Consider the following 20,975-nt stretch of genomic DNA (forward strand, 5'->3'; position numbering starts at 1 on the left):
AACCGCTCCTTTTTATAGTCCCAATTCAGCTGCTGCTTTATCTGCTCTTTCACAGAATAAACGAACTTTCTCAATATCTTTTTCCATATGTCCGCCATCATATTTGATTGATGTTTTAGATAGTGAATCTACGCCAGCAGGTCTAACGTGACGAATGGCTTCCTCAACATTATCTGGTCCTAAACCACCTGCCATAATTACCGGTATATCAACAGCTTCAACAATCGCCTTATCAATATCCCAGTCATGCGTTTCACCTGATGCACCAATTCCAGTATCCGGTGCTAATCCAGTATCTGTAAGGATCCAGTCAGCAAATTTACTATACTCAATTGCTCTCTCTAAAGCGCCAGGCCCATCCACTAAAACAGCTTGCATAATTTCGATACCAGGACATGCTTCACGGACTTTCGCTGCAAAATCTTCGTCACATGTAAAATCCATACCTGCAAAATGTACAATATCAGGTTTCACTCGTTGACAAACATCGATAATTTCTTGACCATCACGGTTCAACATAATCGCAACTGTTTTTACGCCTCGTTCTCTACACTTATCAAAAATCTTATCCACTAAATCATGTTCTACACGGTGAGCAGGTACGCCACCATCTTGCATAGGTACTAAACCAATATGGTCTGCGCCTGCATCGATTGTTTGAACTGCTTCTTCATAAGTAATAATTGAATATAATTGTTTTAACATTGTATAATCTCCTTTTGTATTAATACGAAATAGTTTCGTATGATTGTGCGTGACGGACAACTGAACGAATAGATAATTCATCTGAAACTGAACTTTCAGTTTGTAGTGTGATGCTAGATGCTGCTTGGGCTAATTGGGAAACCTCTTCTACAGATAGAATATCGCCATAGTGGAACCGGGCCCATACTAATGTAGCCATAGAGCAATCTCCCGCACCATTAGCACTAACAACCTCTGTCGGAATCACTGGTACAAAAGTTGGTTTTTGCGTTTTATCTGCTACGACCATACCTTTAGAACCCAGTGATAAATAGACATGCTTAGGGCCTAAATCAATTAATTTGCACGCAGCCTCTTTAGCTTTCTCTAAATCAAACACTTTAACGCCTGTATATAATTCAATCTCATGTTCATTTGGTTTAATCGTATCGATCTTATCCAGAATACTTTGAACTCTATCTGCTTTGGAAACTGAAACTGGATCAACAAAGATTGGCGCAGTAACATTGTCTCCTAGCCACTCTAGTGTTTCTTTAGATAAGTTAGCATCAAATACAACAACTTCCGCTTCATTAATCACATCTAATTTATCTTGTAAGAATGCCGGTGTGATACAATCAACGATTCCCATATCATTCACACCTGTTACCATATCTCCTTCATCATCTGTAACGTAGAGATACGTTGAACTATTTGCGTGGTCTAATTTTTCTGCATAATCTAATTTAATGTTTAATTCATTACAACTTTTTTCAAGTAATAATCCAAAGTCATCATCACCATATGATGTAATTAAATAGATAGGAACTTCAAGGTTCACTAAATTATGTGCAATATTTCGCCCTACGCCACCCGGACTAAGAAACACTTTACCAATATTTGAGTCACGTTCATGATAAACTGGTCCAGAGATCCCTGCGATGTCCATATTTAATCCGCCAATTACAACTACGTATTTTTCAAGTCCCATTTTTTACTCCTCCTATCTTTCTGTGATCTAAATATACTATGATAAGTTTTATTTTTGTTAACGGTTTCATTTTCTGACAACATTTGTTTATAATATAAGAGAAAACACTCACAAACTATCTAAAAAGTTATTGTTAACAAACTTTTGTTGAAATTCTCTCTCAATTACATCTAAGGAGGTCAACATGACACGTAATGAAGAAGAAGTACTATCATTAATTGCTATTAATCCTTTTATCAGTCAGGAAGAGATCGCAAAGGAAATTGGTTTATCTCGTTCTGGCGTAGCTTCCATCATTCGTAAATTAATTAGCGAGGGTCATATAGAAGGTAGAGGGTATTTCATATCCAAACCTGGATATGTTTCTATCATAGGAGGAGTGAATGTAGATTACATAGGACGATCACATCAAAAAATAACCGATAAAAATTCTAACCCTGGAAAAATTCATACAGCTATCGGAGGCGCAGGCCATAACATGGCTGCTAATTTAACAAAATTACATGCAGATAACTATTTCATCACAGTTTATGGAAATGATGCAGATGGTAATCAAGTTATTGTAGACTCAAAAGAGCACGACATTGATATGTCTTATTCCCAAAAAATAGAGGATATAAGCACTAGTTCTTACATGTATATAGAAGATTATGAAGGCAGACGATTGTTAGGTGTAGATGATATGGAAATATATCAATATATCACCAGTGATTTTCTCGACGCTAGATATGAAATCATTAATCATTCTGACCATTGCCTGGTTGACACCAACCTTTCAAAAGATTGTTTTAAGTGGTTATATAACCACCTATCTATCCCTTTAGTTGTTAAAACAACTACTAACCTAAAAAATTCAACAATTCTTAGTTCGCAAATGAAGATCGATACTCTAGTTACAACGGAGGAAGAATTTGTTGTTTTACTAAATGATTCCACTAATCAACCCTTAACTATAAAAGAAGGAATGAAATTTCTAGGAGCTAAGGGCATCGAAACAATTATTTTATATGATTATCTCAAAGGCATACTATGCTATGTACACTCAGAAGGCCAATTTATCCGACAAAAACCTATTAAAATAAACCATATAGAAACCGTCAACGGCTCACACGCAGCTTTCACCAGCACCTATGTTTGGGCTAAAATGAAAAAATGGGCACTAAAAGATGCTTTACTACTCGCATATACAAGCTCTATCTTAAACCTATCGTCTCCTAATAATGTAAACGAGAAACTGAGTCCTATCGAACTATATAAATTGAAAAGAACTCTTTTTGGATAAAAAAACAGGCAGGTGGATCCAATTAATCTACCTGCCTGTTTTCTATATATATAGAAGAAATTTTATTCTAACCAACCATCAACTGTTTCACGATTAGCTTCAATCCAATTATCTGCTGCTTCTTCTGGTTCTACATCTGTTGCTAATTCTTCCATAACAGAAGACATATCTTCAACTTCCCAGTAGAAGTTATCAATAATTTTATAAGCCTCTGGATTATCTTCCTTGAAACCTTCTCGTACATATGAATGAATTTCCTCAGAACCACCAAAGACATTATTTGGATCTTCAAGCATTTTAAGGTCATAATCCATAAACATCCAGTGTGGTTTCCATCCGGTAACAACTATTTCCTCTTCATTATTAATTGCTTGTTCTAATTCAGCAATCATGGCACCTGTTGAACTAACAGAAACATTCCAACCAGATAGGTTATCATACTCTTTAACAGCATTTTGGGCATTAACTGAAACACCTGCGCCTGGCTCTATCGCTGTTATAGTGGCGCCATCTTCATCCGTAAGATCTTCAATTGAATTGACATCTTCCATATGGGCTGGAACGGTTAATGAAGACATAGCACCATCTAAGTTAGCTCCTAAATCAACCATTGAATCACCATATTCATCCGCATAGGCTTGATGCGTAACTGGCACCCAACCACCAACCATAGCATCTGCTTGCCCTTCAGCAACGGAACTCCACATAACGGCTGGGTCTACTGTTGTGATTTGTACATTAAATCCTGCTTCTTCAAGCACTTGCGCTAAAACAGTTGTTGAGGCTATTTCAGATTCCCAATTCACAGTTGCTAGATTCACTGTTTGACCCCCAGCACTTGAGCCTACAGTTGTTTTATACGAATCTTCACTGCCAAAGGTAAATAATAACCCAACAATAATTGCTACGCCTAAACTAATTTTCTTAAACATTTTTACACTCCCGAAAATAATCTTCTTTAGTGGCAATATTCGACGACTTACTTTTATAAAAAAACAGGAGGGGCTAATAGTGCCTCACTCCTGTTATAAGCTTGTTGAGACGTTATTGTTCATTAAAGGTTATGAACAGTATTGTGTCAAAGCTTTTATTCAATTATTCTTCAACAGCTAACCATTGATCAACTGTTTCTTGGTTCTCTTCAATCCAAGCTTGGGCTGCAGTTTGTGGATCTGCTCCTTTATTGATTTCTGCCATTACAGATTCCATATCTGCGACTTCCCAATAGAAATTATCTAAAATTTGGTAAGCTTCTGGCATATCATCTTGTAGACCTTGACGAACCATTGTGTTGATTGTTTCTCCTTCACCAAAGACACCTTTTGGATCTTCTAAGTACTTCAAGTCATACTCTTGGAACATCCAGTGTGGAGACCAACCAGTAATAACGATGTCGTCTTCGCTGGCAATAGATGTACCTAGTTCAGTTGTCATGGCACCTGAAGATGATGTTTGAACAGTCCAACCTTGTAAGTTACTATAAGTACCAACTGCATCTTCAGCAGCTGCCACTACACCAGCACCAGGCTCAATTCCTGTAATCGTTTGGTTCGCTTCATCACTAAGGTCTTCAATTGAATTCACATCTTCCATATAAGTTGGTACTGTTAACCCTGTGATTGCACCTTCTAAGTTAGGACCTAAATCTTCCATTTGGTCACCGTATTGTTCATACTGTGGTGCATGTGTATTTGGTAACCAAGCACCAACCATCGCATCTGCTTCATTTGTTGCAACTGATGACCACATAATGGCATTATCTAATGGCGTCGTTTCTACCGTATAGCCTGCTTGACGTAAAACCTCTGCGATTACATTTGTAGAAGCAATTTCAGTATCCCAAGTTACGTAAGACAAGGTAATATTGCCTTTGCTTTCACCAGAAACAAGATTAAAGACGTTGGTTTTGTAAGCATCAGCGCTTCCGAAAGTAAGAATTAATCCTAAGATTGCAACGACTGCAATCCAGATACCCTTAAGTTTTTTCTTCAAAATGGATTCTCCTTTCTTTAAACTAGCTATTTTTATCAGATGTTAAACGGTTTGTTAAGCGGTCAATCAAGATTGCTAAGATAACAATTGCTAGACCTGACACAAATCCTGAACCTACTGATGCACGTTGTAGAGCGGTTAAGACTTGACGACCTAGACCAGGCGCACCAATCATTGACGCTGTAACAACCATAGATAACGCAAGCATAACTGTTTGGTTTACACCAGCCATGATAGTAGATTTAGCTAAAGGTAATTCCACTTTGAATAATTTTTGTTTACCAGTTGAACCAAAGGCATCTGCTGCTTCTACTAACTCAGTAGAAATTTGTTTAATACCTAGTTCAGTGAATCGTACTGTTGGTGGTAACGCAAAGATAACTGACGCAAAGGTACCTGGTACGATACCAATACCAAAGAAAGCAACGGCTGGAATCAAGTATACAAAGGCTGGCATTGTCTGCATGAAATCTAGAATAGGTTTCAAGATATTGTGGACAGTTTTATTTTTCGCTGACCAAATTCCTAAAGGTACACCAATAATAATTGAAATCACACTAGATACAAGTACCAATGTTACTGTATTCATTAATTCTGACCATAAACCTTGGTTTAAGATATACCCTAAACCAACTAATGCAAAGGCTGATAGTGATAATTGTTTCTTACTAGCAAAGTAAGCAATCACTGCTACTATTAAAATGAAAGCAAATGGCGGAATTAATAATAGTAAGTTGGTAATACCGTTCATAAAGGCCGTACCACCGTTTTGGATGGCACCAAAAAGACCTGATAATGTGATGGTTAACCAGTTTGTTGCTGCTTCAACCCAATCCGCAACTGGCAGTTGTGGAATTGGATACATCGCTAAATTAAACATTCAATTCTTCCTCCTCTTCTACTTTTGTTGTATCTTCTCCGTTATCACCATTGTCAGTATCATGCGCTAAACTATTGATGACCATCTTAGAGCTAATTAGACCCAACAAATGGTTTTCTTCATCTACTACTGAAATTGGCATAAACGCATTCCCCATTACATCATAAATTTCATTAATAGATGTTTCTGGGTGAACTGTTGGGTGGTCTGTACGAATAATAGATTCAACAGATAAGTATTCTTTGTTTTGATTGTTTTTGATCATTTTCGCAACATCCGTATCACGAACATAACCTAATAATTCACGTTTGTTGTTTACCACCATTAGGAAAGTGTAGTCCTCTTCTTCCATACGGTGTAAGGCCATTCTAGCACCGTGGCGCTCAACATTTAGTAAGACTTTAGGGCGCGTCATTGCGTGTTCAGCTGTAAGGACTTTAGAACGATCAACACTTTCTACGAAACGTTCAACATAGTCATTGGCTGGGTTAGTTAAAATTTCTTCACCAGTACCTACTTGAACAACTTCTCCGTCTTTCATTAAAGCAATACGGTCACCAATTCTTAAGGCTTCATCCAAGTCATGGGTAATGAATACGATGGTTTTATTTACGCGTTCTTGTAAATCAACCAATTCATCTTGCATGTCGCGACGAATTAATGGGTCAAGCGCTGAGAAGGCTTCATCCATTAGTAAAATTTCTGGATCATTTGCTAAGGCACGCGCAAGACCTACACGTTGTTGCATACCACCTGATAATTGATTTGGATACTGGTCTTTGAATGTTAATAACCCTGAGTTTTCAAGTGCTTTTTCAGCAGCTTTTTGGCGTTCTTCTTTGCCGACGCCTTGAATCTCCAACCCGAATTCTGTATTTTCAAGAATTGTTTTATGTGGGAATAAGGCGAAGCTTTGGAATACCATACTTACCTTTTTACGTCTGATTTCACGTAGTTCTTCTTTATTAGCACCTGTCACGTCATCACCTAAGATAGTGATGTTACCCGCTGTTGGTTCGATCAAACGATTGATCATGCGTAGCATAGTTGATTTACCTGAACCAGATAATCCCATGATCACAAATGTTTCACCTTGTTTGATATCTAGACTGGCATTGTCAACCCCAACTGTTGCACCTGTTTGTTGTACGATTTCCTCTTTAGACTTTCCTTCATTTAATAATTTTTTCGCTTTTTCTGTCTGAGAGCGACTCCCGTAAATTTTTGTTAAATTTTCAATTTTTACTGCGGTTGTCATCATAATCCTCCTTTATTTTGACACTTTATTACAAAATACAACGAAACTCACCATTTTACCGTACCATTTACAGACAAAGTTTTCAAAAAAGGCTTCCTAAAAAGGTTGATTTGACAGGTTTTTAGAGAATAAATCATTTTATATTAAATTCCTATACCTCCTTTAGACTAAATATGGAAGGGCTTTAATTCACAAACTCAAAAAAGTACAATCATTGTTCTATCTAAAATATTATTTTTAGGTATAAAAAAGCATTACACCCAGAGGATGTAACGCTTATCTTAAATTATGATTCCTTTTCTTTTACGCTCTTTAAAATCCAGTAACCTTTACGTCGCTCAATTTCCTCTACATTGCCAAATACCTCTGCCATTTTTTTCATAGCTGAAGGTGCCCCTTGTTTCTTCTGTAAAACAACGTAAAGTTCGCCACCTGGCTTTAGATAATGTATGGCTTCACTCATAAAATGATGTACTACTTCTTTACCAGCGCGGACAGGTGGATTGGTCAGGATAACCCCGAAATCTCTTTTTTCAATCGCTTCATAAGCATTCGATACTGAAAAAGCAACATTCGCTACCTTGTTATAAGCTGCATTCTCTTTAGCTAGACCAATTGCCCGCTCTGAGATATCTACCCCATAAATAGTCCGATCCGGTAACATCGTTCCCATAATTACACCAACAGGACCATAGCCCGCCCCTAAATCAAGTAAGTCGCCCGGTGCTAAATGATCTAGATCTAACGCCTCCAACATGACACGTGTCCCAAAATCTAAATTATCCCTAGAAAAAACACCTGAGTCTGTTTTGAAGGTAAAATCTCGCTCAAAAATTACGGTATCGTATTGCTTAAAATCGTGTCCAAGATCTTCATTATTCTCGAAGTACTGATGACTCTCTTTCATGAACACCCTCCGTTCTATATCGTTACCTTCATTTTATAGGTTGACTGTCCCTAGAACAAGTAGCTAAGTTTAAGGAAATCTAGTATAGATACAAAAACGCCTTATGCTAATCCTAAAGGCACATAAGACGTTTGATAGATAGATACATTCATTATTCACCTGTGTGCATGATATTTCATTCGTTTACCTATTAGACCATTCGGTGCAAATAAAAAGGTTAATAGGAAGGTCACAAAGGCGGTAAATGCGATAGTACCAGAAATCGATACATTAAAGCAAATCGCCACATAATAACCAATTAAACTATTGATCACGCCATACAAAACAGCAACTAACAACATCGTCATTAATCGTTTTGATAATAAATGCGCACTCAAGGCAGGGGCGACCATTAATGAAATCACCAAGATCGCACCGACTGTATCAAAAGCCACAACCGTAGTAATAGATACTAAAGTCATAAGGGCTAGGTTCAGCAAGCCTACTGCTACACCGATTGATTTCGCATATACGGGGTCAAAAATACTCACTTTTAGTTGTTGATAAGTCATTGCTACAAAGGTAATGTTGATTAACAACAGCACAAACATATCAACAAAGGAAATTGGCACTTCAAAACCCAAAATATTCCTTGTATTTAAAGCAGCAAATATAACCTCCCCGCTCAAGACCACATCAACATCTAAATGAACATCTCGTGCATCCTTAGAAATCAAGATAATACCAATAGCAAAAAGTAAAGTAAAGACCAATCCAGTCGCTGCATCATTTTGAATGGCGAACTTATTGACGACATATTCAATGGCATAGACGGTCACGACCCCAAAGAGGGAGGCCCCCACAAATAGAATAGGTGAATCTAAATCACCAGCGATAAAATAACCAAGTACAATTCCTAGTAAAACTGTATGAGACAAGGCATCGGCAACCATTGCCATATCCTTCAAAATAAGGAACACACCAAGTAAAGCACAGGAAACAGCGGTGACCATTACAATTGATAAAGCGCCCATTATGCCACCTCCTCTGCATCTATTCCATCGCCTCGATGACCAGATAGATACCGTCTCTTTCTGAAGTAGGTCATCACATACCCTCTCGGTCCTAAAATAACAGACAGTAAGGATACAATAGACATCACAACAATAATCACCGGACCAGTAGGCAGATTAGGAATTATGGAGGACAAGTAAGTGCCTATACCAGCTGATATACCGCCTGATAGTGCAGCTACCAGCAAGACCACCGGGAATCGTTTTGACCATTGTAAGCCAGTAATAGCAGGCGTTATCAACATATTAGAGATCAATATGGCACCAACCGCTTTAAGACCTACAACAATCATCACAATCGCCATTAATAGAATGAACCAATTCAAGATATTCGCCCGAATACCAATTGCCTGAGCATAATTTGGATCAAAAACAAAAATTTTAATTTGTTGATAACAGATGATCAAGATGGTTAAAGCAATTAAAGAAGCAAAGATAATTAACCACACATCTGATTTCAATAAAAAGGCTGCCTGACCAAATATATAGTGTTGCAGTCCCGCTTGCGATGCGTCAGTAAACTGTGGGTTTCCCTGGATATACGACTTCAAAGTCATACCTAATCCAAAGAAGGAAGATAAGACTAAAGCTAGGGCTGAGTTCAAGCTTATAAAGGAATGCTTATGAATCAACTCAATAAAATAAAAAGCTACCATCCCTGCGATTAAAGCCCCTAGTGTAAGGATTAGGGTATTCTTTGACTGAAAGAGCATAAAAGCGATCACTATACCAGAAAAAGTAGCATGGCCAATCGCGTCTCCAATTAAACTTTGTCCTCTTAACACAGTGACGGTACCCACAACTCCAGAAGCCATTGCTAGGACAACCGTTCCAAGTAAAACAATTTGAAAGGAGAAATCAGTGAATATGTCCATAAATTTCACCAATCCTTTGATCGTAAGCCATGCTAATATTGCTTTCATTAAAGGTCTCTTCTACCGGGCCTTGGCCAATAATCGTCCTATTCAACAAAATCACATGGTCAAAATATTCGCGAACAGTAGCCAAATCATGATGGACGATGACAATGGTTTTACCATCACGTTGAAATTGGTTAATAATTTCTTTGAATAGTTTTTCTGTTTTGATATCAATACCCTTCATTGGTTCATCTAAAAAGTAAATATCTGCATCTTGACAGATAGCACGGGCTAAGAAAACCCGTTGCCTTTGTCCCCCAGAAAGTTGCGCAATTTGACGATCTGCATAGTCGGTCATATTCACGCTAGCTAAAGCTTCAAGCGCCCTATCTTTATCTGATTGGCTAGCCTTTTTGAAGAAACCTTGATATACATATCGCCCCATTAAAACCACATCTAAAACAGTAGTTGGAAAATCCCAATTTACTGAAGATGATTGCGGCACATAGGCTATCATCTTATAATAGTCTTTATATATTTTACCGTTAAAGGTTACCTTTCCTTTTAGTGGCTTCAAAAAATCAAGCATACAATTTAACAAAGTAGACTTACCAGCACCATTGGGCCCAATAATTGCCGTCTTTGAATTAGCTGGAATTGCTAAGTTGATATCTTCTAATACTAATTGGTCATCATAAGACATGGCCAAATCCTCTACATTAATCATTGCTGACATCTCATCTATCATCCTCTCATCACTTCATTCAACACACGCTATCTTATTTAAGGTTAGACACAATCAAGTTCACATTATGTTTAAACATATCAATATAGTTATCGCCTTCTTGACCTTCACTCGCAAGTGAGTCAGAGAACAACTCTTGTCCATCACCTGAAACAACCGCTACTTCACTTCCTTTAGCACTTACCGCCTCTTGGATACGTTGCATACGCGCTGGGTCTGTAGTTGATTCTGCAAAAATTGCAGGTACTTGATTTTCTACAATAAAGTTCGCAATGGCTGAAATATCTGCATTGGAAGCCTCAGATTGTGTTGAAATCCCTTGTGGTGCCACTACATCTATACCATAACGGTTTGAGAAATAGTTAAAGGCATCATGCGGGGTGATCAGGTAACGTTGTTCTTCAGGAATCGATTCAATCTCAGCTTGAGCCCATGTATCTAACGCTGTTAATTCATCCTTATAAGCAGATGCCTTATCACTAATAGATTCATCATCAGTTAGCTTCACCAACTCATCAGCTACTGTATCAACGGCCTTTTGATATAGTGATATATCAAACCAGAAGTGCGGATCGACTTCACTTTCCCCATCTTGATCAACCATCATTAAATCTTCATCGGTAAAATCTTTAGTTACCGCAACTCCAGTTGTTTCCAAGGCCTTAACCATTTGTGCCTCCAAATGCAAACCATGGTATAAAACTAAATCAGCCTCCTGAATTTTCTTCAAATCCTCAGGACGTGCAAGATAACCATGGGGATCCTCTCCAGCTGGAATAATCGTTTCAATCGTCACTTGGTCGCCAGCCAATTCTTCAACCATATCCCGTAAAAAAGAAGTAGATACTGTTACCACAGGTTTATCATCAGTAGTATCACTTACATCAGTTGCTGACTCTCCCTTGCCTGCACAAGCGCCTAAAACAAGTGCCACAGCCATTACACTTAATATTTGCCAAATTTTCTTCATTTAATTTGCTCACTCCTTTTTTAGATTTAAGGGGTATCTTGCCGTTCTCCCCTTGGCTTAATATAATTATATTTTTAGTTTAACCTAAAACTAAGAAAAAGTCCAGTCTAATTTATGTCATTATTTCTGTAAAAATAAAAAGCCATACTCTAAACTAGAATATGGCTAAAAATATAAAAAAAGAGAAGTTCGGAATATCCGAACTTCTCTATCTTCATTATAAGATAATCTATTAAAGATTATTTTACTTCTGCAGTACCGCCAGCTTCTTCGATAGCAGCTTTTAAAGCTTCTGCTTCTTCAGCAGGTAATGCTTCTTTAACAACCGCTGGAGCGCCGTCTACTAATGCTTTAGCTTCTTTCAAGCCTAAACCAGTAGCTTCACGTACAGCCTTGATTACTTTGATCTTAGCTGAACCAGCAGAAGTTAATTCTACGTCAAATTCAGTTTTCTCTTCAGCAGCTTCACCAGCAGCAGCACCAGCAGCAGCTACAGGAGCAGCAGCAGATACGCCAAATTCTTCTTCAATTGCTGATACTAAGTCAGCTAATTCTAAAATTGTTGATTCTTTTAAATCAGCAATAATTTGTTCAATGTTTAAAGCCATTATAAAATTCCTCCGTTTTTAAATAGTTTGTTTTGTATGATTAAATTGATAATAAATTACGCTGCGTCTTCTTCTTTTGCATCTGCAACAGCTTTGACAGCATATGCCACGTTGCGGACAGGAGCTTGCAATACTGATAATAGCATTGAAAGTAGACCTTCGCGGTTTGGCAATTTCGCAATTTGTTGAATTTCTTCTTTAGAAAGTATTTTACCTTCTAAGATACCACCTTTAAGTTCTAATGCTTCTGCTTTTTTAGCAAAATCTGAAAGAATCTTAGCTGGGGCAACTGCGTCTTCCATACCAAACGCAACAGCTGTAGGGCCTTGGAAAACTTCTTCATGATAGTCAAAGTCTTGAGAATCTAAAGCACGACGCATGATTGTGTTTTTGATAACTTTAAACTCAACGCCTGCTTCACGTAATTGTTTACGTAATTCAGTCACTTCTCCTACTGATAATCCTAAGTAGTCAACCACAACTAAAGAATTCGCAGCGTTCATTTTCTCAACGACTTCGTTTACTTCTTGTTGTTTTTTAGCAATTGCTTGTTCACTCACTTATATTTCACCTCCACTGATTTTCTTAGAGTTTTTTAATAAAAAAACTCTATGTCACTGAAGACATAGAGGATAAAGCTCACTATCTAGTAGTGAACGACGTATCTTCCTCGGTTGGTAAAATTAAGGCAAGGCCACCAACTGTCTTCGGTAAGCTATATAAATAACCTCACTCATACTACCAAAATAGTATAAGTGGGTCAAGTATTATTTTTATTTAATCTTAGATTGATGAAACATCAATTTGGATACCAGGACCCATTGTAGATGTAATCACTAAGTTCTTGATATAAGTACCTTTAGAAGATGCAGGTTTAACACGTAAAACCATTTCTTGAACAGCTTTTACGTTTTCAGCTAATGCATCTGTAGTAAATGATACTTTACCAACAGGTAAGTGTAAGTTACCAGCGCTATCAGCACGGTAAGCTACTTGACCAGCTTTGATGTCTTGAACTGCTTTAGTAACATCTTGTGTTACAGTACCAGTTTTAGGGTTTGGCATTAAGCCTTTAGGACCTAATACACGACCTAAACGACCAATTTGACCCATCATATCTGGAGTTGCCACGATCACGTCGAAGTCAAACCAGCCACCTTGGATTTTTTGGATGAACTCGTCGTCACCAACGTAGTCAGCACCAGCATCTTTAGCTTCTTGTGCTTTTTCACCTTTAGCAAATACCAATACAGTTTGGTCTTTACCAGTACCGTTAGGTAATACCATAGCACCACGGATTTGTTGGTCATTTTTCTTAGTATCGATACCTAAACGGTATGCAACTTCAACTGATCCATCAAATTTAGCGTAGTCTACTTCTTTTAATAATTCAATTGCTTCTGTTAAAGCATATTTTTTATTTTTTTCAATTTTTTCGAAAATAGCTTTTTGGTTTTTAGTTTGTTTAGCCATTATATATATTCCTCCTATGTGGTTTTAGCGGATAATCCTCCCACTCACAAATCACTAGTGATTTGTGGCGTATGAGTTTCTTGTAATACAGCCTGACAATTAGCCTTCTACTTTAAAGCCCATTGAACGTGCAGTACCTTCAACCATACGCATAGCAGCTTCTACATCTGCAGCGTTCAAGTCTTCCATTTTTGTTTCTGCAATTTCACGAACTTGGTCGCGAGTTACGGTAGCGACTTTATTTTTGTTAGGTTCGCCAGAACCTTTATCAACGCCGGCAGCTTTTTTCAATAATACTGCAGCTGGTGGTGTTTTAGTAATAAATGTAAATGAACGATCTTCGAATACAGTGATCACTACAGGGATAATCATACCCATTTGATCTTGTGTACGTGCATTGAATTCTTTAGTGAATCCCATGATGTTCACACCAGCTTGACCTAATGCAGGACCTACTGGCGGAGCTGGACTTGCTTTACCAGCTTCAATTTGTAATTTAACGATTTGTTGTACTTTTTTAGCCACGAAACATTCCTCCTTGTTTTTCGCGTTGTGGTTTAATGGAGTTAAGATTTCTCCTCCCACTACATGTGTCTACACACAGTAATCTATTAAACCATATATCCTTCATCATTGCAAGAGTTTTTTTGGAAAATATGTTATATATTATACAAACACTTTGTAAAGGGTTACATCGCCTATTTTACAATATTTACTAGATGACAAGATTGGTAAAATATGGTAAACTGACTCCTTAGTAAAGAAAAGTACATCGCAAAGGAGTGATGATGATGGAACGTCCAGTAAGAAAATTTTACGATGACCAGCTAAAGACTTTGGAGGGTATGCACGCTAAGCTCGGATTTGGTACAGCAGCTATGTTAGAACGCGCTTATCAAGCGCTAAAGACTAATAATCACGTTGAAGCACAATCTGTGATCGATAGCGATATTGAAATCAACCACCTAGAAAAAGAAATCGAACGCTATGTCATGCGTATAATCGCTCGTCAACAACCCATTGGGACCGACTTGCGAATGATTCTGTCTGTATTTGCTTCAAGTTCCGACCTAGAGCGCGTCGCTGACCATGCGACTTCAATCGCTAAAGGTATCCTACAAATTGATAATCTAGCACCATTCGATCCAATCATGGATGACCTATTCGCGGTCGGTGAACTAGCGAAAAATATGCTAGGTCAAGCAATCGACGCCTTTAGCCAACACAACGTTGAGCGCGCTAAAGAAATTGCTGACATTGATGACGAAGTAGATTCAGCTTTTAGAGAACTTGTAGACCAAGCGCTCGTTATTATGGAGAAACAACCAGAAACAGTTAAAACAGGTTCAGCTATCATCGCAATCTTACATGATATCGAACGTATCGCAGATTATGCCACAAACTTATGCGAACGTGTTATCTATACTGAAGATGCTAACATAGTAAACTTAAACGATTAATGTGTATGTTATGATAGAAAAGAGTCAACAATAGAAATGCGTCTTCTTGACTCTAGGAATCATTTTGAATTGAATACAAGATAAAAAGATGCGGTTGATCATTTTCTATGGTCATCCGCATCTTTTTTAAATGTTTTAGAATTTATCTACTTGGTCGTAGTCTACTTCTGCTAATGTTTCACGTCCAAACATTTCTACAGTAAGTTTCAACTTGCCGTGTTCTGCGTCGATTTCTTGAACGCGGCCTTCCATACCATCAAAAGCACCATCAATAACCTTAACTACTTCATCAATTTCAAATGAAATATCACGGTTACGGCCACCTTCACCAAGGCTAGCTAAGATGTTACGAACTTCATCCGGTAATAAAGGGGTTGGTTTTGAACCTTGACCATGAGAACCTAAGAAACCAGTAACACCTGGCGTATTACGAACAACAAACCATGCTTCATCTGACATGATCATTTCAACTAATACATAGCCAGGGAAATTTTTAACTTTAACAATCTTCTCTTTACCTGATTTGGTTTTTTCCACATGCTCTTCTTCAGGTACGATTACGCGATAAATATAATCTTCCATGTTCATTGAAGTAATACGCATTTCCAAGTTTTGTTTAACTTTATTTTCATATCCTGCGTAAGTATGGATTACATACCACTCTTTACCAATTTCGATTTCTTGTACCATCGATATACTCCTTTTCTTAATACATTGATAACTGATCAACTTCAAGGCAAATTAAAAAACCTTCCTCGTATGAAAGGTTTTCTCTTCGCTTTATTCGAGGCCCATTATAACACAACAAGTAAGCGTCTGCCATAACGACTTTTCATTAAAAATAGATAAGCCACCCATCCATATATATAATAATCCGCTAGTTTTCTTATTGCAAAATCATAATTTAAGATCCTCTTTATCCTAAACCATCCTTAACATTTTGTTTTAGTGATTAAAATCACATGAGTAAAAATGATAAAACTTCAAATTCCTATGACGTCTAAAAAAATATTTATCACGATTACATAGCCGTTTTACCTACAATATAACAATCATAAAGCATACAAATTTTACCTAATAAAATTTAATTTCATAAATATGTTTTTTAAACAAAAAACTGATATTGTGAATGAAGTCACTTAGCGTTATCCTATAATCGTTCGTTGGAAACGTTTTTATCTTGAGGGGGGATACGGTCTTTTGTATTTCTCATTAGTTAGATGAACATAATGAAACTATTGTTAAGATGATGGATATTGATTGGCGATGCTTATAAAAGTGACCCGCCTAATATTTCAGCATATTAGCAGCTAAAAAAAATATTTATATCAATATAAAGGGGCATATTTAGATGAATTTTATTGCTATTGTAGGCACCAATTCAAGCCGTTCTACAAATAGAAAACTATTGCAATTTATAGCAAAACACTTTGCAGATCAAGCAAATATCGAAGTAGTAGAAATTGCTGATATACCAGCTTTCAATGAGCCTAAAGATACACCGGCTCCGCAAGCTGTAACGCAACTCGCTAAAAAGATTGAAGAATCTGATGGGGTCATTATTAGTACGCCTGAATATGACCACTCTATTCCAGCACAGTTAAAATCTGTATTAGAGTGGATGTCTTATTCATACCAACCTTTTATCAATAAGCCTGTAATGATTACTGGTGCTTCATTAGGAAGCTTAGGTTCTTCCAGAGCCCAAATACATCTACGTCAAATTTTAGACTCTCCAGAAATTAAAGCGCGTATTATGCCAAGTTCTGAGTACTTATTAAGTCATTCTGGTGATGCCTTCAACGAAGAGGGACAGCTCGTTTACGAAGACAAAGTGACAGAATTAGAAGAACTATTTACTGAATTCTTACAATTCGTCAAAATTAATCAGCAACTCATCGCTTCCCATGACCATCAAACTTTACGTCGTCATGAATTTTCATGGAAGGACATTATAGATTAAGAAAGGAAATTATATATATGAAATTTGTCGGTATTGTTGGTACTAATGCTAAAACTTCTTACAATCGCTTACTTTTAAATTTTATGGCAAAGCATTTTACAGAAGATGAAATTGAAATAATCGAAATTGATACAGTACCTATGTTTAATGAAACGGATGACCAAACAAATCACCCTGCGATTCAAGATATAGCACAAAAGATTCAAGATGCAGATGGGGTCATTATTGGAACACCTGAACATAACCACTCTATCCCTTCAGCACTAAAAAGTGTTATCGAATGGTTATCTTTTAAAATTCATCCACTTGAAGATAAACCCGTCATGATTGTGGGCGCATCTTATTCTGTTCAAGGTTCATCTCGTTCACAACTGCACCTACGTCAAATTCTTGATGCACCCGGTGTAAATGCAATCGTTATGCCTGGTAGTGAGTTTTTATTAGGACAAGCACACACTGCTTTTGATGAAGATAATAACCTTAAGGATGAACGAACTGTTAAATTCTTAGAGAGTTGCTTCAAAAAATTCAAGCGGTTTACACAAGTGGCCACAATTTTAAGTATTCCCGAAGAATTAAACTTTAAGCCTGGTGAATATCATGTAACTGCTGTTGGACACAACGGTGATTTACCAATGGTTGTTCGTTTCTCAGAGAATAGAATTGAATCTATTGATATTGATTCAAGTGGCGAAACAGAAGGTATTGCTGATTTAGTGTTTAAACGTATTCCAGAAGAAATTATCGAAGGACAAACACTAAATGTTGATACTATCTCTGGTGCATCCCTAACATCTAACGGTGTGATTGATGGTGTGGCAGATGCTGCTGACCAAGCTGGTTTTGATTCTAACCTATTACGTAAAAGACCTAAAAACGCACAAGTAAATCAGTCTAAATCACCTATTGAGATGGATATGGATGTAGTTGTTATTGGTTCCGGTGGTGCTGGTCTAGCAGCTGCAGCAGCAGCTTTAGATGAGGGTGCTTCTGTTGCAGTACTTGAAAAATTCCCAGTTATTGGTGGTAATACAACCCGTACTGGTGGACAAATAAATGCAGCCGACCCTGAATGGCAACGACAATTCCCAGCTATTAAAGGGGAATTAGAGTCATTAAAAAAACTATATGCATATGATAGTAACGATTTACCTGAGGAGTATCGGGGTTATTTCAATGAATTGAAAGCTGAGCTTGACCAATACTTTGATGATATTGAGAACAAAGGTGAAAACTACTTATTTGACTCTGTAAACTTGCATACCATCCAAACCTACTTCGGTGGTTATCGCCAAGATAAAGATGGCAACAAGATCTATGGAGACGCTAAACTTGTTCATTATTTAGCCGAACACGCTGTAGAAACAATCAACTGGTTGAAAGAGAAAGGTGTCGAATTCGATGAATCTTATGTAACCGAACCAGTTGGAGCTACTTGGCGACGGGCACGTGAACCGAAAGAAGCTGAAGGATTTGGATTTATTAATCCATTACTACAATATATAGAAGCGAATAATGGTCAAGTTCTCACAGAAACTAAGGCGGATTCTTTCATGATAGAAGATGGTCAGATCATTGGCATCAATGCTACGGGTAAAGATAAACAACCTATTCGTATTCGTGTGAAGAAAGGTGTTGTACTAGCAACAGGTGGTTACGGTGCAAATATCAAACTCATCAAACAATACGACAACTACTGGAAAAGCCTACCAGATAATATCCCAACCACAAACTCTCCTGCCTTAACTGGGGATGGTATCTTAATGGGACAATCGGTTGATGCAGACGTAGTAGGTATGGAATTTGTTCAATTAATGCCAAGTGCAGACCCAATCACCGGAAATATCTTTAGCGGTATCGACTGCCCACCAACAGATTTTGTTTTTGTAAACAAGGAAGGAAAACGGTTTGTTGATGAATACGCATCTCGTGACGTACTTGCGAATGCCTTATTTGAACAAGGTGGCGTTATTTATAATATTTCTGATGCAGAAATTGCTAAAACACGTTTCAATTCTACAGATGAAAAACTAGAAAATGATATTAAAAATAAAGCGTGCTTTAAGGCAGATACATTAGAAGATTTAGCGAAACAAATAGATATCGATCCAGAAATTTTTGTTGATACTATTGAAAAATACAACTCATACGTTGAAGAAGGCTATGATCCAGAATTCCATAAATCATCCTTTAACCATAAGGTGGAGGTTGCACCATTCTACGCTACACCACGTAGCCCTGCTACTCACCACACTATGGGTGGATTAAAAATTAACAGTAAGACCCAAGTAATGGATACTAAAGGTCATACGATAAAAGGGTTATATGCTGCTGGTGAAGTGGCTGGTGGTATTCACGCTGGAAATCGTTTAGGCGGAAATGCACTTGCTGACATCTTTATTTTTGGACGCTTAGCTGGTCATCAAGCAGCTACAGAAACTGCAAATTAATGAGGTGAAAGCATGTATATTTTAGGTTTAATAGGTTTATTACTTGCGATTATTGCAGTGATTACTTTATCCTTTAGAGGTTTAAAGATGATTATTGCCGCACCACTGAGTGCGTTAATCATTATTTTAGCCAATCAAATGAATATCTTTGGGGCTTTAGTTGGCCCCGAGAATTCATATATGAGTGGTCTAGCCAATTTCTTAATTAAAAATTTCGGTATCTTTTTACTTGGGGCTATCCTTGGACAGTATATGGACCGAAGTGGCGCAACCAAATCAATTGCTGCCTCTTTACTCAAGCGTGTTGGGACTGAAAACCCTTTTAAAGTATTAATGGCGTTAACACTTATTGGTGCTATCCTAACTTACGGTGGTATTAGTTTATTCGTTGTTTTCTTTACACTCATCCCACTAGCACGCCCTATCTTCAAAGAATTAGATATCAACTGGTCATTAGTATCCTTACCACTATTCTTTGGTGCTGGTACATTTACCATGTCTATGCTTCCTGGGACACCTTCTATACAAAACGCTGTGCCAACAACTGTTCTAGGAACAAATCTAATGGCAGCGCCTTTATTAGGTATCATAGGATTTGCAACCATGTTTATTTTCGGTACTTGGTATATGCACTTCGTACTTAATCGTAGTATTCAGCGAAATGAAAACTTCTATTCTTACCTTGAAAATGATGAATCTAAGATTCAAGCCGCTAAAGAAGAAGAAATGACTGATCATAAAAAGCTACCAGGTTTTACATTGAGCATCATGCCATTAGTGATTCTAATTGCTGTGATCTTCATCTTTAGTAAAGTGGAAAATATTATCTTAATTGCACTAGCACTGACAATCTGTCTATGTGCCGTGTTATTTAATGGCTATATTGATGATCATACTGGGGTATTGAATGATGGTGCTACTGGGGCTGTTGGTTCAGCATTCGGTGCCGCTAGTGCTGTAGCTTTCGGTGCTGTATTAACAACTGCGCCTGCGTTTGAAAGTGTTAAAAACTTTTTACTACGTATGCCTGGTCCAGCCCTTGTGAGTCTTGGGGTTATTACTGCATTATTATCACCTGTAATGGGGGCTACTGGGGCTATTAGTACTGTGATCACACAATTAGGTGAAACCTATGTTTCAATGGGGATTCCAGCAGAGGTTGTGCACAGAGTCGCTGTAATTGCCGGTGGTGCTTTAACCTTTATCCCACAATCAGGAGCTGTGATTACCTTTAATGCCGTTAGTGGTTTGAACTTCAAACACGGCTTTATTCATGCCTGCATTTTAAGTAACGTAGGCTTTATCATCAGCTTAATTACCGTAATATTAGCAGCACAACTACTATATTAATGTTGATTTTAATCAATAGGATTGATCCTTTTAATTCAAGTGATCAATCC

General features: G+C 37.6%; 19 protein-coding genes, 1 pseudogene and 1 other annotated feature. Of the genes and pseudogenes, 5 read left to right on the plus strand and 15 right to left on the minus strand.

All coding sequences use genetic code 11. The features are described from left to right. Positions 1–12: 12 nt before the first annotated feature. Both HMPREF3116_RS06225 and HMPREF3116_RS06230 read right to left on the minus strand, forming a co-directional pair. A complete protein-coding gene (locus HMPREF3116_RS06225; protein ID WP_070468430.1) occupies positions 13–705 on the minus strand; it encodes a phosphoribosylanthranilate isomerase in 693 nt (230 codons plus the stop codon). 19 nt (positions 706–724) lie between these two features. Then, on the minus strand, positions 725–1,675 hold the full coding sequence (locus HMPREF3116_RS06230; protein WP_070468432.1) for a PfkB family carbohydrate kinase: 951 nt from the start codon (positions 1,673–1,675) through the stop codon (positions 725–727). A 184-nt stretch (positions 1,676–1,859) separates the two neighbouring features. Here HMPREF3116_RS06230 and HMPREF3116_RS06235 point away from each other — a divergent pair, with 184 nt between their 5' ends. After that, positions 1,860–2,957, plus strand: a complete 1,098-nt coding sequence (locus HMPREF3116_RS06235; protein ID WP_070468434.1) for a PfkB family carbohydrate kinase — start codon at positions 1,860–1,862, stop codon at positions 2,955–2,957. A gap of 62 nt (positions 2,958–3,019) precedes the next feature. On the opposite strand, the gene HMPREF3116_RS06240 is transcribed toward HMPREF3116_RS06235, so the two are convergent. From HMPREF3116_RS06240 to rplK, 12 genes and pseudogenes are all read right to left on the minus strand, one after another. Further along, positions 3,020–3,889, minus strand: coding sequence for a glycine betaine ABC transporter substrate-binding protein (locus HMPREF3116_RS06240; protein ID WP_070468436.1), 870 nt, complete (start codon positions 3,887–3,889; stop codon positions 3,020–3,022). Between the two features lie 163 nt (positions 3,890–4,052). After that, positions 4,053–5,829: pseudogene (locus HMPREF3116_RS09190) on the minus strand (ABC transporter permease/substrate binding protein). Continuing rightward, entirely contained in the window at positions 5,822–7,087 is a 1,266-nt protein-coding gene (locus tag HMPREF3116_RS06255; RefSeq protein ID WP_070468442.1) for a quaternary amine ABC transporter ATP-binding protein, read from the minus strand. The pseudogene HMPREF3116_RS09190 and the gene HMPREF3116_RS06255 overlap by 8 nt, the downstream one beginning before the upstream one ends. 286 nt (positions 7,088–7,373) lie before the next feature. Further along, entirely contained in the window at positions 7,374–7,994 is a 621-nt protein-coding gene (locus tag HMPREF3116_RS06260; protein ID WP_070468444.1) for a class I SAM-dependent methyltransferase, read from the minus strand. Positions 7,995–8,149: 155 nt separating this feature from the next. Then, positions 8,150–9,007 (minus strand): metal ABC transporter permease, encoded by an 858-nt coding sequence (locus HMPREF3116_RS06265; RefSeq protein ID WP_070468446.1) that lies wholly within the window; start codon positions 9,005–9,007, stop codon positions 8,150–8,152. Next, positions 9,007–9,969, minus strand: coding sequence for a metal ABC transporter permease (locus HMPREF3116_RS06270; RefSeq protein ID WP_246819059.1), 963 nt, complete (start codon positions 9,967–9,969; stop codon positions 9,007–9,009). The genes HMPREF3116_RS06265 and HMPREF3116_RS06270 overlap by 1 nt, the downstream gene beginning before the upstream one ends. Continuing rightward, positions 9,905–10,642: a metal ABC transporter ATP-binding protein gene (locus tag HMPREF3116_RS06275; protein ID WP_102199115.1), complete on the minus strand. Its 738-nt coding sequence runs from the start codon at positions 10,640–10,642 to the stop codon at positions 9,905–9,907. Before HMPREF3116_RS06275 ends, HMPREF3116_RS06270 begins: the two co-directional genes overlap by 65 nt. Positions 10,643–10,685: 43 nt before the next feature. Beyond that, the gene (locus HMPREF3116_RS06280) at positions 10,686–11,621 is read right to left on the minus strand and encodes a metal ABC transporter solute-binding protein, Zn/Mn family (protein WP_070468452.1); all 936 of its coding nucleotides are present in this window, start codon (positions 11,619–11,621) and stop codon (positions 10,686–10,688) included. A 239-nt stretch (positions 11,622–11,860) separates the two neighbouring features. Then, entirely contained in the window at positions 11,861–12,229 is a 369-nt protein-coding gene (rplL, locus tag HMPREF3116_RS06285; protein ID WP_070468454.1) for a 50S ribosomal protein L7/L12, read from the minus strand. Between the two features lie 56 nt (positions 12,230–12,285). Beyond that, a complete protein-coding gene (gene rplJ, locus HMPREF3116_RS06290) occupies positions 12,286–12,789 on the minus strand; it encodes a 50S ribosomal protein L10 (protein WP_070468456.1) in 504 nt (167 codons plus the stop codon). Between the two features lie 31 nt (positions 12,790–12,820). Next, positions 12,821–12,958: a sequence feature (ribosomal protein L10 leader region), on the minus strand. Positions 12,959–13,012: 54 nt separating this feature from the next. After that, on the minus strand, positions 13,013–13,702 hold the full coding sequence (gene rplA, locus HMPREF3116_RS06295) for a 50S ribosomal protein L1 (protein ID WP_070468458.1): 690 nt from the start codon (positions 13,700–13,702) through the stop codon (positions 13,013–13,015). A 99-nt stretch (positions 13,703–13,801) separates the two neighbouring features. Next, positions 13,802–14,227, minus strand: coding sequence for a 50S ribosomal protein L11 (gene rplK / locus HMPREF3116_RS06300; protein ID WP_070468460.1), 426 nt, complete (start codon positions 14,225–14,227; stop codon positions 13,802–13,804). A gap of 266 nt (positions 14,228–14,493) precedes the next feature. On the opposite strand from rplK, the gene phoU reads away from it, so the two are divergent. Beyond that, positions 14,494–15,162 carry a phosphate signaling complex protein PhoU gene (phoU, locus tag HMPREF3116_RS06305; RefSeq protein ID WP_070468462.1) on the plus strand — a complete coding sequence of 223 codons (669 nt, stop codon included), beginning with the start codon at positions 14,494–14,496 and terminating at the stop codon, positions 15,160–15,162. A 135-nt stretch (positions 15,163–15,297) separates the two neighbouring features. On the opposite strand, the gene nusG is transcribed toward phoU, so the two are convergent. Further along, positions 15,298–15,852, minus strand: a complete 555-nt coding sequence (gene nusG / locus HMPREF3116_RS06310) for a transcription termination/antitermination protein NusG (protein ID WP_070468464.1) — start codon at positions 15,850–15,852, stop codon at positions 15,298–15,300. A gap of 661 nt (positions 15,853–16,513) precedes the next feature. On the opposite strand from nusG, the gene HMPREF3116_RS06315 reads away from it, so the two are divergent. The 3 genes from HMPREF3116_RS06315 to HMPREF3116_RS06325 are packed head-to-tail and all read left to right on the plus strand — an operon-like array spanning position 16,514 to position 20,925. Then, on the plus strand, positions 16,514–17,125 hold the full coding sequence (locus HMPREF3116_RS06315) for an NADPH-dependent FMN reductase (RefSeq protein WP_070468466.1): 612 nt from the start codon (positions 16,514–16,516) through the stop codon (positions 17,123–17,125). Positions 17,126–17,142: 17 nt separating this feature from the next. Next, a complete protein-coding gene (locus tag HMPREF3116_RS06320; RefSeq protein ID WP_070468468.1) occupies positions 17,143–19,575 on the plus strand; it encodes a flavocytochrome c in 2,433 nt (810 codons plus the stop codon). 12 nt (positions 19,576–19,587) lie between these two features. After that, the gene (locus HMPREF3116_RS06325; RefSeq protein ID WP_070468469.1) at positions 19,588–20,925 is read left to right on the plus strand and encodes a GntP family permease; all 1,338 of its coding nucleotides are present in this window, start codon (positions 19,588–19,590) and stop codon (positions 20,923–20,925) included. Positions 20,926–20,975: the final 50 nt, after the last annotated feature.

The sequence above is a fragment of the Aerococcus sp. HMSC10H05 genome (genome assembly GCF_001806975.1).
Lineage (GTDB): Bacteria > Bacillota > Bacilli > Lactobacillales > Aerococcaceae > Aerococcus > Aerococcus viridans_B.

Bases quoted from the DNA above. Each gene is read 5' to 3' on its own strand.
- HMPREF3116_RS06225 (WP_070468430.1), bottom strand. From the start codon at position 705: ATGTTAAAACAATTATATTCAATTATTACTTATGAAGAAGCAGTTCAA.
- HMPREF3116_RS06230 (WP_070468432.1), bottom strand. From the start codon at position 1,675: ATGGGACTTGAAAAATACGTAGTTGTAATTGGCGGATTAAATATGGAC.
- HMPREF3116_RS06235 (WP_070468434.1), top strand. From the start codon at position 1,860: ATGACACGTAATGAAGAAGAAGTACTATCATTAATTGCTATTAATCCT.
- HMPREF3116_RS06240 (WP_070468436.1), bottom strand. From the start codon at position 3,889: ATGTTTAAGAAAATTAGTTTAGGCGTAGCAATTATTGTTGGGTTATTA.
- HMPREF3116_RS06255 (WP_070468442.1), bottom strand. From the start codon at position 7,087: ATGACAACCGCAGTAAAAATTGAAAATTTAACAAAAATTTACGGGAGT.
- HMPREF3116_RS06260 (WP_070468444.1), bottom strand. From the start codon at position 7,994: ATGAAAGAGAGTCATCAGTACTTCGAGAATAATGAAGATCTTGGACAC.
- HMPREF3116_RS06265 (WP_070468446.1), bottom strand. From the start codon at position 9,007: ATGGGCGCTTTATCAATTGTAATGGTCACCGCTGTTTCCTGTGCTTTA.
- HMPREF3116_RS06270 (WP_246819059.1), bottom strand. From the start codon at position 9,969: ATGAAAGCAATATTAGCATGGCTTACGATCAAAGGATTGGTGAAATTT.
- HMPREF3116_RS06275 (WP_102199115.1), bottom strand. From the start codon at position 10,642: ATGTCAGCAATGATTAATGTAGAGGATTTGGCCATGTCTTATGATGAC.
- HMPREF3116_RS06280 (WP_070468452.1), bottom strand. From the start codon at position 11,621: ATGAAGAAAATTTGGCAAATATTAAGTGTAATGGCTGTGGCACTTGTT.
- rplL (WP_070468454.1), bottom strand. From the start codon at position 12,229: ATGGCTTTAAACATTGAACAAATTATTGCTGATTTAAAAGAATCAACA.
- rplA (WP_070468458.1), bottom strand. From the start codon at position 13,702: ATGGCTAAACAAACTAAAAACCAAAAAGCTATTTTCGAAAAAATTGAA.
- phoU (WP_070468462.1), top strand. From the start codon at position 14,494: ATGGAACGTCCAGTAAGAAAATTTTACGATGACCAGCTAAAGACTTTG.
- nusG (WP_070468464.1), bottom strand. From the start codon at position 15,852: ATGGTACAAGAAATCGAAATTGGTAAAGAGTGGTATGTAATCCATACT.
- HMPREF3116_RS06315 (WP_070468466.1), top strand. From the start codon at position 16,514: ATGAATTTTATTGCTATTGTAGGCACCAATTCAAGCCGTTCTACAAAT.
- HMPREF3116_RS06320 (WP_070468468.1), top strand. From the start codon at position 17,143: ATGAAATTTGTCGGTATTGTTGGTACTAATGCTAAAACTTCTTACAAT.
- HMPREF3116_RS06325 (WP_070468469.1), top strand. From the start codon at position 19,588: ATGTATATTTTAGGTTTAATAGGTTTATTACTTGCGATTATTGCAGTG.